This window comes from uncultured Mobiluncus sp., assembly GCF_963511525.1.
Taxonomy (GTDB): Bacteria; Actinomycetota; Actinomycetes; order Actinomycetales; family Actinomycetaceae; genus Mobiluncus.
Map to the genome: position 1 here is coordinate 1 of NZ_CAUPIY010000017.1, position 16,039 is coordinate 16,039.

The following is a 16,039-nucleotide window of genomic DNA, read 5'->3' on the forward strand; positions in this document are numbered from 1 at the left end:
CCCAGGTGGGAACTACGGTGGACCCGATGACATCAACCAGCACAGCTACAAGAAATTGTAAATGTAGAGCGATAGCTCTATTGCCTTTCGGGACTACGTTCAATCAACGTATTCCGGCATTCTGTAGATGATGTGTTCGCGGGGAAGCGAGGAGCTTCCCCGCGAATCATTTTTACAGCCAGACCTCATCATGGCGGGAGCGGCTAGGCCTCAAAGCAGCTGACCGGTCACCGGAGACAATCGCGGGCAAATACGCCCCCGTAAACGCCTTAAATCGGGGAATTTCAAAATGTTTTGCGCCGCGATGTCCGGGATGTTCCTCGAGAATCAAGCCGGGGGCATAATGGTTTTGGTCAGCCGTATTTTTGGCGAGCATGGGAGGACGATGCTAACCGACATGGAGAAAAACGCACTCGAGACGTTTAGGCCACAGGTCCAGATGCCCGCAGATTTCGTGAGTTTCTGGAGTAACACGCTACAGGAATCGCGCCAGATTCCAGCACTTGCTCAAATGCAGCGGGTCGATAGCCCGATAGAAACCCTCGAGTTCTACGATGTGACTTTCCCTGGATTTGCCGGTGAAAGCATCAAAGGCTGGCTGGCGGGGGTACCTGGATTTACGAAACGCGAGAACCAACCCCTTATCGTGGAATACCTCGGCTACGGGGTGGGACGCGGGGTCCCCGGAGAACGCATGTTTTGGCCTTCTGCCGGTTACGTGCATCTGATTATGGATAGCCGCGGTCAAGGCGGAGACTGCGGCACCGGGGGAGCCACCCCAGACCCGCACCCCGCTCCTCCACACGCCTTCGGATTCTTTACCCTGGGCGTCGAAAACCGCGAAACTTATTACTTTCGCCGTCTCATTACTGACGCTTACCGAGCCATTGACGCTGCCTTGACGCTAAACTTCATCGACCCGCGGCGAGTTTTTGTGGCTGGAGCGTCCCAAGGCGGAACCTTGGCGGCCTGTGTCGGAGCGCGGCACGAGGGCGTGAGGGCGGTACTGTCGGATTTGGCTTTGGGCAACGTGATGTATGGGGTTGGTCACAATGACCATATGCCATACCGGGAGGTGCAGCGTTATCTGCGAGCCTACCCGGACCGATACGACCAGGTCGAAACCACCCTGTCGTATTTTGATGCCGTCAATTTTGCGCGCCATGCCACGCGCCCGGCCTATTTCTCAGTGTCACTTAGCGATGAGTACGTGCCACCCGCCTGCACCTACTCAATTTTCAACGAGTGGAGCGGGGATAAAAGCATGGAAGTGTATCCCTTTAACGAACACGACGACCCCAACCTGCACCACCTGTTAAAGCAACACGCCTGGCTGGAGCAGTTTCACTAGTTTTCGATGGTGTCCCAGTCCGGGGCATGCGCTGAAAGTGGCGGCCTCCAATCGGGCGCCGATTGCGGGCCTGCCAGCAGGGCAATCTGGGCATTGACGCCCTTGACTGTGTCCAAGGCGAGTTTGCGCCCCGAGAAAAACCCGATAGCGCCGCCGATACCCAGGGGGATAAAACGCCCTACAACGTGTCCCGAAAGTTTTTTAGAAATCTTTTTCCCGGCAAACTGCGCTAAGGCCTTATTGACCGAGCTCAAGGTCGCGGACGCGTTATCGGCAACTTGCGCACGCGCCCAGTTCCAGATACCGAATCCGGCCTGGTCATAGACCAACTTGCTGGCCTCATCCCCAAGTATCGCCGAGAGAACCAAAGTCTTGCGGGCTTCCAAGTTTTGGGTGGGAATGCCCGAAAGCCGCGCCATCGTCAACACGTAAAGCGCCGTGTTGGCGGCAAATACGCTCAGCTCCACCCCGGTTAAAGCGGCCCCAATAGCCAGCCCGGAGCCGGGAACCGCGGCTCCCGCTCCCACTCCTGCGGAAGCGGTTTGGGATACCCGCACGTAGCGCCGTGTCACCAGGTTCATCAGCGCGAGCGTGGAAATGCCCGGGTGTTTATCCAGTAACCGAGCAATCGTCCACTCAATATGCCGTTCCGGTAGGGCCAATACGGCATCCAGCAGGGCATCGGTGTCTTGGGGTAGTTTCTGCATATAACCAATCTATCGCGATGAGCACAATTTCTCGCGAGGGGGCAGTTTGTCGAGGGGCGGTTAGAACAAGGTTCCTTGGATACCCGTGCCCCGAGTATCTAGCGGTGTAGCGGATGCAGCGGGGCTGGGAGGAGCCGTGTTCACCGCAGGCTGGGGGCGGGTGGATAAGTTGCGCAGCTCGGGGCTTAAACCCGGACCGGTGTGGGGGGAAAGTCCCTGCTGATAGGCGGTGGCAGCTCCACGAGCCAGTTGGTCAACTTTCTCGTTCAGGGTGTGTCCGGCGTGGCCTTTCACCCAGCGGAAGTCTACCGTTCGCCCTGCCAGACCCTGATCTAAACGTTTCATCAGGTCATCGTTCAACACCGCTTTGCCGTCAGCCTTGCGCCAGCCCCGGCGTTTCCATCCCGGCATCCACTTGGTTACCGAGTTGATGACGTATTGAGAATCACATAGGAAATGAATGGTCAGATTAGGAATGCCAGAGGTTTGCTCCAAAAAATCCACCACTGCCATCAGTTCGCCGCGGTTGTTAGTGGACTTGGCCCAGCCCCCTGCCGCCCAACAATTTTCGTCAACGTACCATGCCCATCCGGCTGGTCCGGGGTTGCCCAAGGCAGAACCATCCGCCGCCACTGTGATTTCCATGCTCCCCATCCTAAGGGGAAACAGTTTGAAAACGACACTGAGGCTTGCCCGCTGCCGAACAGGCTGAGGATTTTAACTACCCTGGGTACGTGTAGACTTAATGGTGAAAACAGAATAGTGGATCGATTGTAAAGGAATAGAAAGTGACAGCTTCAGACAATCCTCGCCCTTGGGAAAACTTGGCAGAGGAACCGAACGAAAATTGGCGCGAGCGCAAAGGCGAGTCTCGCGAGAACGAAGAGGCAGGCCGCGAGTCACGCGGCGATAAACGAGATAATGAACGCAAAGGCCGCGGGGGTTTCAAAGGCGACCGTAAGGGTGGATACAAGTCAGGCGGCAAGTACGGCCGTGATGATCGCGGCGGAAAACGCGGTGGCTACTCGGGGCGCCCTCGTCGCGATAATGACCGCGACGACCGGGGGGGACGCGCCGGTCGCGATGACTGGCGGCGTGATGATCGCGGCGGCAAACGTAACTTTGAACGAGGTGGGGAGCGACGCGACTCGGGTCGTTCGGGCTTCCGTTCCTCTGGCTCACAACGATCCCGCTACGATGATCGGGGGTACAACCGCAGTCATGCCGGATCGGATAAACGCGGTCACGGCACTACGGGACGCTCTCGATACCTGGAGATCCCGGCCTCGATTACTTGGGATATGTTGGATAAAGAGGCTTGGTCCCGGCTCAGTCCGCTACCGAAAGAAACCGCGGAAAACGTGGCTCGGCACTTGGTCATGTCCGCGGAGCTTTTCGACACGCAGCCCGAACTCGCTTATGAATATGCCCGGGCGGCCCTGAAAATGGCTTGGCGTATCGACGTGGTTCGCGAAGCTGTTGCTTTGACCGCCTATGCCTGTGGCAAGTACAGCGAAGCGCTGCGCGAAGTGAAAACTGCCCGGCGGATGAGCGGTGTCGAAGTGTTGAAATCGGTGGAAGCGGATTCGGAACGCGGTCTGGGACGTCCCGAAAAAGCGTTGGAAATCATTAAAGCTGTCAAGCCAGGAGACCTGGACCGAACGGAACATTTTGAACTCGCTCTGGTGGAGTCCTCCGCACGGGCAGATTTGGGTGAATATGAGACCGGACTGGCTGTTATTGAAGCGGCCTTGGCCCAGGTGGATCCCGAGTCCGAGAGGTTCGAATATGGGCGACTGCTCAGTGTGAAGGCTGACCGGCTGCGTGAACTGGGCCGGGATGAGGAAGCTGATGCCGCGCAGGCACTCATTCCGCGAGAGCCGGAGGATGTCGAAATCCTGGATATTCAAGAAGCTGAAGAAGCCGAACAACGGGCTAACCCGACTACCCTGCAAGGGGCGAACGTGCCGCTGGCTCAGCTGTACCCGCTGCTGCTTACCGATTTGGATGGGGTGACCTGGAACGGGTCTCAGCCGGTAGACGGGGTGGGGCAAAGTATTTCTGCAGGGCGCGAATTGGGCGGAAAGTTCGTGTTCCTGACCAATAATGCGGCGCGCGTGCCGCAGGACGTGGTGGCGAAATTGGCTGCTGCCGGGGTAGAGGCCAGTCCTGATGACATCGTGACCTCGGCTCAAGATGGGGCTGCGAAGCTCAGCGAACTGCTGGAACCGGGGGCGAAAGTGCTGTGCGTGGGCGGCGAGGGCGTGCCGCAAGCTGTACAGGCGGCGGGCTTTGAAGTCGTGTCCACGGCGGATCAGGAGCCTGCCGGGGTCTTGCAGGGACTCGGTTTTGAGGTGGGCTGGGCTGAGCTGTCCGAGGCCTGCTACGCCATCGCGAATGGTGCCAAGTGGGTGGCCACGAACATGGATTATGCCCTGCCGACCGAAAAAGGCCGCGGTATCGGCAACGGTTCTCTGGTGGAAGCGGTGCGTCGGGCCACCAAGAGCGAACCGATAGTGTGCGGTAAACCGGAAACCTCCATCTACGATTTAGCGATTAACCGCTGTCAGGACTACCTGATGAACAATGAGGAAATCGCCGCGGAAGTTAAAGCCAACGAAGAAGCCGCTGCTGCTGCGCGAGAGCAAGCCAGGCAGGCTCGTGAAGCGAAAGCGGATCCGGATAGCGAACCCGTAGTTCTCAGCGAAGCGGACCTGGCGAAAGAAAAAGAATTCGACCGGGTGAAAGCGGCAGAACGCAAACACCGGATTTTGAAGCGACACGCGCTGGCCATCGGTGATCAGCTGGCTACAGATATCGTCGGGGCAAACAACGCCCAAGTGGCGTCTTGCGTGGTACTGACCGGACTCACGCAGCCTCGCGACCTAGTGATGGCTCCGCCAGCCCAAAGGCCCACTTTTGTGGGGTTGGATTTGACCGACCTGACAGTACCGATTGAACGCCCGGAACTGCGTAATCGCGGCTGGTGGTACACCGAAAACACGCGGGCTCGCGTGAACGGCCACGATATTGAAGTCCGCGGCCTGGGGGTGTTGAGCGAGGACGGCACGGTCGTATCCCTAGGGGAGTTTCGCGCTATTCTGGCAGCCGTCTGGTATGCCAGGGAGCAAGGTAATCGGGTGGATTGCCCCGAGTTTAGCGTGGTTCGTGAAGTCGAACGCGACTATGGCGAGGGGGACGACCTAGACCTCGACGAAGTGGATTCACGCCGTGACGATTCCGCACCGGCAGTGGAACAGAGGACGGCAGATGATGAATAATCAGGTTCCCACTCCTGCCACGTTGAACGCTCAAGACCTGCATGATTACCGGGAAGAAATAGAAGCCGCCCATGAGGCGCCCTTGGAATCACAGTTGGAACTGCTGCAAAAGGTAGCCGCCGACCTGCAGACCGTCTTAAACGGGGATGAGGCGCAGTCAGCAAATCATGGTTAAACGCGCGAGGTTGGACACGGAGCTGGTGCGTCGCCGCCTGGCGCCCAGCCGTACCCAAGCGGCACAGATGATTACCGCCGGTCAGGTGCTGGTGGACGGTCAGGAGGCCCTGAAACCCGCCCGACAGGTGGAGTTGAGTTCCGCTATCGTGCTGCGTGACCCTGAAACGGTCCACTACGCGTCTCGGGGTGCTCACAAATTGTTGGGGGCGCTGGACTACCTGGAACTTTATGGCCCATCAACCCCGGTGATAGAAGGTGCGGTGTGTCTCGACGCGGGTGCCTCCACGGGAGGATTTACGGACGTCTTACTGCGCCGCGGTGCCGCCAAAGTGTTTGCGGTCGATGTGGGGTACGGCCAACTGGCGTGGAACTTGCGCAGCGACATCAGGGTCGTGAATCTCGAACGAACCAACGTGCGCACGCTGGATTCCGCCCTCATCGACCCGCCCGCAGACCTGGTCGTGGGGGATTTATCCTTTATCTCACTCGGTTTGGTTCTGCCGGCGCTGCAACGTGCCGCCAACCCGCAGGCGCAGTACCTGCTGATGGTGAAACCCCAGTTTGAAATCGGCCGTGACAACTTGGGGCGCGGGGGTGTGGTCAGGAATCCAGACGATCGCGGACAGACTGTTAAGAACGTTGCGCGCCAGGCTCACGAGGCCGGACTGGCGGTGCTGAACGTGGCTCCTGCCGGGCTGGCCGGTCCCAGCGGTAATGTTGAATACTTCCTTTACCTCACCGCGCAGTCTACGGCCCGGCAACAAAACCTGCCAGACTTGGAGGGGAAATCGTTGGACACCGCCGTTGGGGAAGCTATTGCCAGAGGGCCTCAGCCATAGACGTCTGGGTCCTAATGTCCTGGTGGTGTGAGAAAATTAAGTAAACAGAAGGGAAAGTTATGGAACAGGAAGTTCGGGGCAAGCCGGGTGGCGAGTCGCCGGAGCAGCCGCAAAACTGGGATGACACGTGTCAGGACATGGGGGGATACGCGGATTGCTGCGGGGCCAGCGAGGCCGCGCCCACTTGTGAATACCAACCTCCCAGCCCGCAGTTGGTCCAGAAATATGCACGAAAGGCCCAGTCCGGTGAATAAAAAACGAACCATTATGGTGTTTCACCACCATTACCGCCAGCCCGCTATTGTGGCGGCGGCCAGTGTCCGCGGATACCTGGAAAATGCCGGAATCACCGTAGTGGACCGCACGAGTTCGGAACCAATCGACCTCATCATCGTGCTGGGTGGGGACGGAACCATTTTGGAGGCCGCGAATATCGCCCATCGTCAAGGTGTCCCGGTCATCGGGGTGAATTTGGGCCACGTCGGGTTCCTCGCCGAAGCAGAGGAAGAAGAACTTGATGAACTTTGCGAGCGGGTGGTGCGCGGCGACTACCAGGTAGAACGCCGAATGTGTATTGACGTGGAAGTGCGTCACCCTGACGGTTCGGTGCAATCAGAATGGGCGGCCAATGACATCGCGGTGTTGAGCACCGATAAAGGCCACCCCGCACTTTTGGCTTTTGGTGTCGACGGGGAAGCGGTTTCCGAGTACGGCGCGGACGGTTTGATTGTGTCGACTCCCACCGGATCTACCGCCTATAACTTTTCGGTTGGCGGACCTGTGGTGTGGCCTGATGTGCAAGCCTTGGTGCTGTCCCCGCTGGCCGCCCACGGTTTGTTTACCCGTTCCCTGGTGCTGGGACCGTCATCGGTGCTAGAGATTCAAGTTCTGCCTCAACAGGTGCAAGACTGCGAAGTCTGGGCTGATGGGAGACGTATTTTGCCCGCGCCATTGGGTTCCTCTATTCGGGTCACCAAATCCGCTACCGATATGCAGCTGGCGCGGTTAGTATCCCTGCCGTTCTCGGCTCGGTTGGTGAAAAAGTTTGGTTTGCCCGTGGGAGGGTGGCGAGGTCGCTAATGCTGGAATCGCTGCGGATTGAGAATTTGGGGACGATTAGCTCCGTTGCCTTGGAGTTTGGTCCGGGGTTTACCGTCATTACCGGCGAGACCGGGGCCGGTAAGACCATGCTGCTGACCTCGCTGGACTGGTTGCTGGGGGCGAAAGTCGAGCCTGCGCTAGTTTCTCACGGGGCCCAAAAAGCCGTGGTGGAAGGCAGTTTCCTGGTAGATGGTGCGGCCGGGGCGGTCGTGGAAGAAGCCGGCGGGGTGGTTGAGGACGGCGTTGCCGAGGTGTCAAGAGTGGTGCCCCTAGCTTCACGTTCCAAGGCTCACCTGGGAGGACGCACGGTTCCTGCCGCTATTTTGGGGGAGTTTGGTTCCAGCTTGGTGTCGGTTCATGGTCAAGCCGCGCAGGGCCGGCTGCGCACCGAGCGAGCCCAGCGCGATGCTTTGGACGCTTATGGAGATGCCGCCCATCAGCGGGCTTTGGAACAATATCTTCAGGATTGGGAGGTTTTGAGCCTCGCCCAAAAGGCTTTTACCGAGTGGGAAACCAGCGCTGAAAAGCGCGAACACCGCCGCGAAGTGCTGGAACGATTTTGTGAAGAGTTCGACAGTCTGAGGCCTGAGGACGGCGAATTCACGGAACTTAGTGCCAGCGTCGCGAAACTTTCTAACGTGGAAAGTTTACGTGAAAACGTCGCGGCGGCGCTGGCGGCTATTGAAGCGGATTCCACCCCGGCAGCCACCGATTTGGTCGCCGTGGCCACCCGGGCTCTACAGCGGGCGATGGAAGAGGACCCGAGCTTGCAAGAGGTCGCGCAAAGCGTGAGCGGGGCCGGTTATGCTCTCGATGATGCGGCCCGCGAACTGGGGGTTTATCTGCAAGATTTGAACGCTGACCCAGAGGCGCTCCAAGAGGCGTTAAGCCGACGGGCCGCATTTACCGATTTGAGTTTGCGCTTGGGGGTGGAACCGGAACGCTTGGGCACGGCCTGGCGAGATACCGCTACGGAGTTGCAGGGTTTGCAGGGTGGTACAGAGCATTTAGAGCAACTGCGCCTCGAGATGGAGTCTGCGGCGCATGCCGTAGAACAGGCGGGGGCAAAACTGCATGAGGCTCGCGAAAAGACAGCGCGTGCGCTCAGCAAGGCGATTAATGCGGAACTGGTGGATTTGGATATGAAGGACACGCGGGTAACCGTGGAAGTTCGTCAGGGGGAGCCGGGTGCCCACGGAGCCGACCGCATTGAGTTCATGCTGCGTCCCCACCCGAAAGCCCCCGTGCTGGCCTTATCCAGCGCGGCCTCCGGTGGGGAACTTTCCCGTATCATGCTGGCTCTGGAAGTGACCCTGGCGGGCAGAGGCTCCCGGTTATCTCAAGCCGGCCAAACCCTCCAGAACTCGCAAAGCACCGAGGCGCGCGGCACTTTCGTGTTCGACGAAGTTGATGCGGGGATTGGCGGGCAAGCTGGCATCGAGGTTGGGCGGCGGCTGTCGCGTCTGGCTCAGGACTACCAGGTCATTGTGGTAACCCACCTGGCGCAGGTAGCGGCATTTGGAGACTGCCAGGTACAGATTACTAAGAGCGGCGGGCAGAGCCAGATTACAGTTTTGGATCAGGAATCACGGCGTGAGGAGCTGGCGCGGATGATTTCCGGGACGAAGCTCACAAAAACGGCGCTTGCGCACGCCGATGAGTTAATCGAACTGGCTCGTGTGGGACAATCGGAGTCATGATGGCAGTGTTTCGCCGAAAACGTAATCAAAAGACAGGAGCCAGCCTGGGCGGTCTGGTGCGCATCGATACGCGTACCAAAAACCTGACAAAACGTCTGGGTGCCGGGGAAGTCGCCGTTATCTCGCACCAGGATTTGGACTGGGTCGCGGCAGAGTCGCTGAAAGCAATCGAACCTGCCGCAGTACTGAACGCGGAAAAGTCCACCTCTGGACGTTACCCCAATCAAGGACCAAAAGTCCTCATCGAGGCGGGGATTCCCCTCATTGACGATTTGGGTTCCGACATTATGAGCCTGAAGGAAGGCCAACGGGTCGAAATCCGGGACAACCAGGTATTTTGTGGCGGGAAACTCGTTGCGGAAGGGGTGCGGCAAACCGAAGAAACGAACGCCGCCAATATGGAGGCGGCGAAGGCTTCTCTGGGAGTCCAGATTGAGGCTTTCACCGCCAACACTATGGAATACCTGAAAAAAGAACGGGATTTGATTCTTGATTCTGTGGGTGTGCCTGATTTACGAACGAACTTTTCCGGACGCCAGGTTTTGATGGTAGTGCGCGGTTACAACTACAAAGAAGACCTGCTGATGCTCAAGCCTTACATTCGCGAGTATCGTCCCATCCTGATTGGGGTGGACGGCGGAGCGGATGCGCTGCTAGAGAACGGTTTGAAGCCCGACCTGGTGGTGGGCGATATGGACTCCGTGACCGATAAGGCATTGACTTGCGGGGCCGAAATCGTGGTACATGCCTATCCCAATGGGAAAGCTCCCGGCTTGTCCAGGGTGCAGGAACTCGGGGTGGACCATGTGGTATTCCCTGCGGCGGGCACGTCCGAGGACATCACCATGCTGTTAGCTGATGAGAAAGGCGCGGAACTCATCGTCGCCCTGGGGACACACGCTACCCTGGTGGAATTTTTGGATAAAGGGCGTGCTGGAATGTCCTCAACGTTCTTGACTCGCCTGAAAGTCGGCAGCAAACTCATCGATGCCAAGGGCGTTTCCAAACTTTACCGTCCCCGGATTACGAACTGGCAGATGGGCTTATTGGTTGTGGCCGGTTTGCTGGCAATGCTGGCGGCACTGGGTTCAACTACCGGCGGACAGACCTTCATAGGGTTGGTAGCTGCGAATATGGATGCCTGGTGGCATGGCCTGAGGGGCTTGATTGGTTAAAGGCGAATTTGTGAAAGTTAGATTGGAAGAAAACTTATGATTGATTTTCGGTATCACCTGGTTTCCCTGGTGGCGGTTTTCTTGGCTCTCGCGGTAGGGATTATCCTCGGCGCCGGGCCGCTGGCTGATCCCATCGGGGATACTTTGACTGGCCAGGTCGACAAGCTCCGTGAAGATCGCAATCAACTCAATGAGCAACTGACCCAGGCCCAGTCTCAAATCAATGTGCAAGACCAGACGGTAGAACAGTTCGCGCCGCGGATATTCAACGGATTCCTGCAAGGCACGGAGGTCGCCCTGGTGGTGTTGCCCGACGCTGAAGCCGAAGATGTGAAAGCCGTGAGCGAAATCGTCACCGCGGCGGGCGGCACTATCAACGCTCAGATTAACCTGCAAGAAAACTTTTTCGCCCCCGCAAAACAGGCTTACCGGGAGGCGCTTTCCGGTCAAATTAGGCAGTATCTGAGCGATACCACCCGCGCCACCACCCCGGAATCCACCCTGGCCGCCGCTATCGGTCAGTTGATTTTCAACGGCCAAAACGATTCGCTTTCGGGAATCCTGACGGTGGAAGAAACCCCCCTCATCCAAGTCGCTAATCCGGCATCCCAGCCGGCTCGCGCCGCGATTATTGTGGGTCCCGGACCGCTGGAGCCACAGAACGAGAAACAGCTGAAGGCCTTGGAAAAACGGACCAAGAACCTCATAGAGTTCGCTCAAACCCTCAACACGTTCGCCTCGGGAGTGGTTCTTTACGGTTCGGCGCAGGGCGAGAATGACCTGTTGACCAAGGTGCGGTCGGGCGGAAACCCCGTTCCCACGGTGGATAGCATCGGTACGAAAACTTCGCTCCTTTCCCTGCCTTTTGCTTTGGTGGCCCGCATGAATGGCACCGTTGGAGCCTGGGGGAGCGAACAGAATGCCTCCGCGTTGGTGCCGCCCTTTACGGAAGTCCCCGCTCCACCTGCCCCGGCTGAGGCGCCCGCCGCACCGGCACCGCAGTGAGCACAGGTCAAGCAGTCCAGGAACTAAACCGGAAGGCGAGTTATGCAGATTAACTTCCAGCGCACGAATTTTCACGGCCGGAAAGTGAGCCTGTGGGGTGGGACAGCGGTTGGCATCCTGTTGCCGGTGGCTCAGATTATTTCGGGACGGGGTAATTGTGCGGCGCTGCGGGTCGCCGTGGCCGCAGCTGGCAGTGGTGCAGCGGGGTTCTTTGACGACATGTCAGACAGTGACACCACCAATAAATCTACGAAAGGTTTGCACGGTCATATTGGGGCTTTGAAAGAGGGCCGGTTAAGCCCCGGCTTGGTTAAAATGCTGGCCCTGATGGCTACGGGAGCTGTGGCAGCTCGACCCCGCCGCGATATTTGGGGCTGGATGATTCAGGCCGGAGTCATCGCCGGGAGCGCGAACCTGGTCAATCTGCTGGATCTCAGACCGGGGCGAGCCCTCAAAGTGGCGCTGTTGGGGGGTGCGGCTGGATTCTGGCCCGCTCGCAGCGGGTGCTACTGCGCGCGTCGGCGTATGGCGGCAACGAACTGTGCCGTTATCGCCGCGGCCTTGCCCTTAGACCTCCGCGAAGTCACCATGCTGGGCGACACGGGCGCCAATGCGCTGGGAGCGGCCTTGGGAGCCACCTGGTCGCAAGGAAGAACGACCCGCACCAACCTCGTGACCTTGGCTGTAATCGCCGCCCTAACCCTGGCTAGTGAAAAAATCAGTTTCTCGAAAGTCATCGACAGCCACCCGGTATTGAAAGCCGGGGACGACTGGGGGCGTCTGCCCGCATAGCGGCCGCGCAGACACGGCGCGTTACGTAAAACAGCTTGAAAGGTGCGTTAGTCGATTTGAGCAAGCGTGAGCAAACTGTCACGAACCCGGTGGCGGCCTTAGCGGGGGCGGCCGGGACAGTAGCGGTTATGACGCTAATCTCCAGAATTTTCGGTTTCGGCCGATGGTTGGCCCAAGCCACTTGGGTCGGGGCGGGTACAGTCGGCAACGCCTACGCTTCGGCGAACCAAATCCCCAACGTGATTTTTGAAGTCGTGGTCGGGGGCGCTTTGGCTTCCATCACCATCCCCCTGTTGGCTCAAGCCATTGCTGGCTCACTGAAAGACGAAGTGAACCGTCTCGCCTCAGCGCTATTTACCTGGACATTGACCCTGCTGGTTCCACTGGGTTTGCTGGTTTTCGTGGCCGCCGAACCCATCTCCGCTGTGCTACCCGTTTCAGTGGGCTCCGACATCGCTACCCAAAATGCGCTGACCGCGTATTTCCTGCGGGTTTTTGCTCTGCAGATTCCGCTCTACGGAATAGCCGTGGTGCTGGGGGGAATCCTGCAAGCCCACCATCGCTTTGCGTGGCCTGCCCTGATGCCGGCGTTTTCCTCCATCGTCACCATCGTCGCTTATGCTGCCTACGGCGCTCTCAGTGGCTCCAACCCGACCGAATACACCGCTATCGCCGCCCTGGCGTGGGGAACTACCGCGGGGGTGCTGGTGCTGAGCGTTCCGCTTTTTATTCCCGTCTGGAACGTGGGGGTGCGCCTCAAGCTCGTGTGGAGAATGCCGCGGGAGCAATTCCGTCAGGCCCTCGCTTTGGGAGCCTACGGTATCGGAGCGCTGCTTGCTGCCCAAGGTTATATGCTCGCCACGCTGTTCCTGACCCGGTGGGGTGGGGTGGAAGGCACTATCAACGTTTTTCAGTATTCCCAAGCTATCTACCTGCTACCCTATGCACTGTTCACCTTCCCGGTGGCGACAGTCGTGTTTCCCCTGATGACAAGGCATTTTGCGGCCGGGCAGACGGCAAAAGCGGGGGAGCTGGCCACCAGTTCCACTGCGTTGATTGCCGGTCTGTCTCTGTTGGGAGTCGCTGGTCTAATTGCGGTGGCGCCCGGTATGGCAGCCATTTTTGCGTGGAACCGTCCCATTCCGGGACTGGAAATGGCGGTCGTGGCGATGGCTCCAGCCCTGGTGGGCTACGCCCTGCTCTATCACCTGTCACGAGTGTTTATCGCCGTCAACCGGGCACGGCATTCTTTTTTCGCAGCGCTGCTAGGGTGGGGGATAGCCGCCGTGAGCGGGTGGCTGCTGATTCTCGTCTTGGCGTCTTCGCGCGGTAACGGCGTCGCCACGCTCATTGCTCTGGGTGTCGGCAATGCCTTGGGCATGAGCGCGGCCGGAGCCTACCTGCTGATTGTGTGGGGTCGCCTCCAGGTCGGCTCCCCGATTCAGGTGTTGAAAGCCCTGTTGATTGCCGTTCCGGGAGCTGTCTTGGGCGGAGTCTTGGGACGCCTAGCATATGCGGGAGTCACTGCCCTAGATTTGCCTCTGGGGGTACTGTGGGCAACTCTCGGGGCCGGTCTGGTGACGGTAGCCTGTGCCTTGCCGGGATTGAAAATCATCGCTACGCCCTTTTGGAAACAAACCCGCGCGGCCCGCCACGCTCCCGAAACTGTTGAAACAACTGAGAACCTTGGGAAAAATCCACCCTCGCAGAATCCTCTCCCGGCAGAACCTGAAACAGAACGTTTGGAAGAAGGCGAATCGTGAAAATAACCATGGTGATGGGCAAAGCCTCACACTCGATGGGAACTTTCGTAGCATCGCTATCGAGCACTTTGGCGGCAAAAGGCCACGATGTTCAGATTATTGCCGAACCCACCAGCGCCAAGCTGTATCGTCTCAAGAATGTTTTGCCGCTGTGGATTGTGAAACCGCGCAGACTTTTCCTGATGGGTACGAATCTGCGGCGGTTGCGCCGGGCGCAAGACGTGCTGAAAAACTCTGATGTCATTCACGTTCACGGGCTGAAAGCGGCATTGTATGCCCTGGTGCTGACCATGTTTATCCCCAATACTCCGCCGCTTTTAGTATCGCTGTACGAACTGAACGACGAACGCCGCGATACGTTCTGGCGCCAGCTGCTCTTTCGGTGGATGGATAACCGGGCTTCGCTCATTTCGGGCTCTTCGCTGCGCCTGACCGCAAAGATTGACCGGCAATCATCGGCGGATACCGACTCGGCGGTATCTTTCCTGGTCAGCCCCAGGGTAGAGAAACTCTTGCAAACCGGAATGCTCAATCGTAAGGAGCGGGTGGGCAACTGGGCCAAGCTGGCGGCCGCGGAACGGCTGCGCAACCGTGGCCAACTGGTGCTGGGGATTGGTCCGATTGAGCAAGAGAAACGTTTTGACCGGTTTGTTCGCGCTATGCAGCGGGTGACTTATCCAGCCACCGGGGTGGTTATCGGGGATGGAGATCCCCAGCTGTTGGCGGGTCTGCGCTCCTACGGTAGCGATGCGCAGGTCTCTTTCCTGGGGTGGCGCAAGTCCCTGGACACCTGGTTACAAGCCGCGAGTGTATTGGTCATTACTTCTGAATGGGAATCGCGGGGTTTCATTGCCCAAGAAGCCATGAGCTTGGGGCTGCCGATTGTGGCTGCCCCGGTCGGGAAATTGCGAGACATTTTGCTGCCTGCAGGGGTAGCGATGGACAGTCAACAGGGTGAAAACCTGGTCGGAGGGGAACAAACCGCGGGACAGTCCAACGATCCGGAACTCGGAATCGGCAGCCTCGTGGTGGATACAGACGATGCCGAGGCAACAGCTCAAGCCATCACGAAACTACTGGCCAACCCCAGCATCTGGTACGAAAAACAAGAGTCTGCCCGGCATCGCGCCGCCACCTGGCCGACCACTGACCAGGTCGCCAGCGAATGGCTGGGATTCTACCGGCGCTCCCTGGCGGGGCAAAACCAACGGACAACCAAGAGTAGCCAGATACCACAAACAGGAGAACAAAAATGAGCTATACCCCACTGTGCTTGGAACCACCAGAGGATGAACGAACTGAATTTCCCGTGGTGGATTCTCTGGAAGTGTTTAGGGGCAAAGTTTTTTCCATGCTCACTGAACGGGTTCGCTATGGCGATGGGGTGGCAACACGAGATTTTGTGAAGCATCCGGGGGCGGTCGCCATCGTTCCGCTGCGGGAAGGTGAGGCCAGCTCTTCGGGTGAGCCGGAAGTGCTGTTAATCAATCAATACCGTCACCCGGTGGGCGCGACCTTGTGGGAGATTCCCGCGGGATTGTTGGACATTGCCGGAGAGGATCCACTGCGTGCGGCGCAGCGGGAGCTGGAGGAGGAAGCCGACTTGAAAGCTACTCGCTGGGACGTGCTGGTGGATTATTTCACCACGCCGGGCGGGTCTTCCGAAGCTCTGCGAGTGTACTTGGCTCGCGATTTAACCCTGATTCCTGCCTCGGAGCGCAGTTTTCAGCGTGAAGCCGAAGAAGCATTTATGGCGCGGCGTTGGGTAGGGTTGCGGCAGGCGGTGGCGGCGATTTTTGCGGGACAGATGCACAATCCTTCCGCGGTCGTCGGGGTACTGGCTACTGCGCTGGCGCTGGATCCGCCCGGATTATCCCCGGTTTCTTTGCGTCCGGTGTCAGCCCCGTGGTTTCGGAAAACCTCTTTGGACTAGACCCGCCCGCAGCCCCGTTTAGAAGTTGCTGGGGTTTCAGCCGGCCGCCGCTGAACCGGCCCGGCTGCAAACTGATTTTTGGCACACTGATGTTGCGCAAATTTTCCCAATAAAACCGCAGTTTGGCGTATTTTGGCAGGTTTTAAGCAATGACTCGCTTGGGAAAATATGCTAGATTTAGGAAAGTCATCGTTGATGTAAAGATTTTAACGAAG

Annotated in this window: 15 protein-coding genes; 13 read left to right on the forward strand and 2 right to left on the reverse strand. The window is 58.4% G+C overall.

Annotated elements, in window-relative coordinates:
* The first annotated feature begins 385 nt into the window (after nucleotides 1–385).
* The gene (locus RQ935_RS09495) at nucleotides 386–1,351 is read left to right on the forward strand and encodes an acetylxylan esterase (RefSeq protein WP_311498184.1); all 966 of its coding nucleotides are present in this window, start codon (nucleotides 386–388) and stop codon (nucleotides 1,349–1,351) included.
* Here RQ935_RS09495 and RQ935_RS09500 read toward each other — a convergent pair.
* Both RQ935_RS09500 and RQ935_RS09505 read right to left on the reverse strand, forming a co-directional pair.
* A complete protein-coding gene (locus RQ935_RS09500; protein ID WP_311498173.1) occupies nucleotides 1,348–2,058 on the reverse strand; it encodes a hypothetical protein in 711 nt (236 codons plus the stop codon). The genes RQ935_RS09495 and RQ935_RS09500 overlap by 4 nt on opposite strands.
* A gap of 60 nt (nucleotides 2,059–2,118) precedes the next feature.
* The gene (locus RQ935_RS09505) at nucleotides 2,119–2,712 is read right to left on the reverse strand and encodes a ribonuclease H (RefSeq protein WP_295027192.1); all 594 of its coding nucleotides are present in this window, start codon (nucleotides 2,710–2,712) and stop codon (nucleotides 2,119–2,121) included.
* Nucleotides 2,713–2,846: 134 nt separating this feature from the next.
* Between RQ935_RS09505 and RQ935_RS09510 the strand changes: the two genes are divergently transcribed.
* From RQ935_RS09510 to RQ935_RS09565, 12 genes are read left to right on the forward strand one after another with little or no spacing between them, the layout of a single operon-like run.
* Complete coding sequence (locus RQ935_RS09510) at nucleotides 2,847–5,339, forward strand: HAD-IIA family hydrolase (protein WP_399532412.1); 2,493 nt, start codon at nucleotides 2,847–2,849, stop codon at nucleotides 5,337–5,339.
* Complete coding sequence (locus RQ935_RS09515; RefSeq protein WP_297346761.1) at nucleotides 5,329–5,514, forward strand: thioredoxin; 186 nt, start codon at nucleotides 5,329–5,331, stop codon at nucleotides 5,512–5,514. Before RQ935_RS09510 ends, RQ935_RS09515 begins: the two co-directional genes overlap by 11 nt.
* Entirely contained in the window at nucleotides 5,507–6,355 is an 849-nt protein-coding gene (locus tag RQ935_RS09520; RefSeq protein ID WP_311498174.1) for a TlyA family RNA methyltransferase, read from the forward strand. The genes RQ935_RS09515 and RQ935_RS09520 overlap by 8 nt, the downstream gene beginning before the upstream one ends.
* Nucleotides 6,356–6,414: 59 nt before the next feature.
* Nucleotides 6,415–6,609 (forward strand): trehalose phosphatase, encoded by a 195-nt coding sequence (locus RQ935_RS09525; protein ID WP_295027185.1) that lies wholly within the window; start codon nucleotides 6,415–6,417, stop codon nucleotides 6,607–6,609.
* Complete coding sequence (locus RQ935_RS09530) at nucleotides 6,581–7,435, forward strand: NAD kinase (RefSeq protein ID WP_295027183.1); 855 nt, start codon at nucleotides 6,581–6,583, stop codon at nucleotides 7,433–7,435. The genes RQ935_RS09525 and RQ935_RS09530 overlap by 29 nt, the downstream gene beginning before the upstream one ends.
* The gene (gene recN, locus RQ935_RS09535; protein WP_311498175.1) at nucleotides 7,435–9,156 is read left to right on the forward strand and encodes a DNA repair protein RecN; all 1,722 of its coding nucleotides are present in this window, start codon (nucleotides 7,435–7,437) and stop codon (nucleotides 9,154–9,156) included. The genes RQ935_RS09530 and recN overlap by 1 nt, the downstream gene beginning before the upstream one ends.
* A complete protein-coding gene (steA, locus tag RQ935_RS09540; RefSeq protein WP_295027179.1) occupies nucleotides 9,153–10,331 on the forward strand; it encodes a putative cytokinetic ring protein SteA in 1,179 nt (392 codons plus the stop codon). Before recN ends, steA begins: the two co-directional genes overlap by 4 nt.
* A 36-nt stretch (nucleotides 10,332–10,367) precedes the next feature.
* Nucleotides 10,368–11,336 carry a copper transporter gene (locus RQ935_RS09545; RefSeq protein WP_295027177.1) on the forward strand — a complete coding sequence of 323 codons (969 nt, stop codon included), beginning with the start codon at nucleotides 10,368–10,370 and terminating at the stop codon, nucleotides 11,334–11,336.
* 42 nt (nucleotides 11,337–11,378) lie between these two features.
* Nucleotides 11,379–12,128, forward strand: coding sequence for a beta-carotene 15,15'-monooxygenase (locus RQ935_RS09550; protein ID WP_295027175.1), 750 nt, complete (start codon nucleotides 11,379–11,381; stop codon nucleotides 12,126–12,128).
* Between the two features lie 56 nt (nucleotides 12,129–12,184).
* Entirely contained in the window at nucleotides 12,185–13,891 is a 1,707-nt protein-coding gene (gene murJ, locus RQ935_RS09555) for a lipid II flippase MurJ (RefSeq protein ID WP_311498176.1), read from the forward strand.
* Nucleotides 13,888–15,147 (forward strand): glycosyltransferase, encoded by a 1,260-nt coding sequence (locus tag RQ935_RS09560; protein WP_307741744.1) that lies wholly within the window; start codon nucleotides 13,888–13,890, stop codon nucleotides 15,145–15,147. Before murJ ends, RQ935_RS09560 begins: the two co-directional genes overlap by 4 nt.
* A complete protein-coding gene (locus RQ935_RS09565; RefSeq protein WP_297346930.1) occupies nucleotides 15,144–15,824 on the forward strand; it encodes an NUDIX hydrolase in 681 nt (226 codons plus the stop codon). The genes RQ935_RS09560 and RQ935_RS09565 overlap by 4 nt, the downstream gene beginning before the upstream one ends.
* The last annotated feature ends 215 nt before the right edge of the window (nucleotides 15,825–16,039 follow it).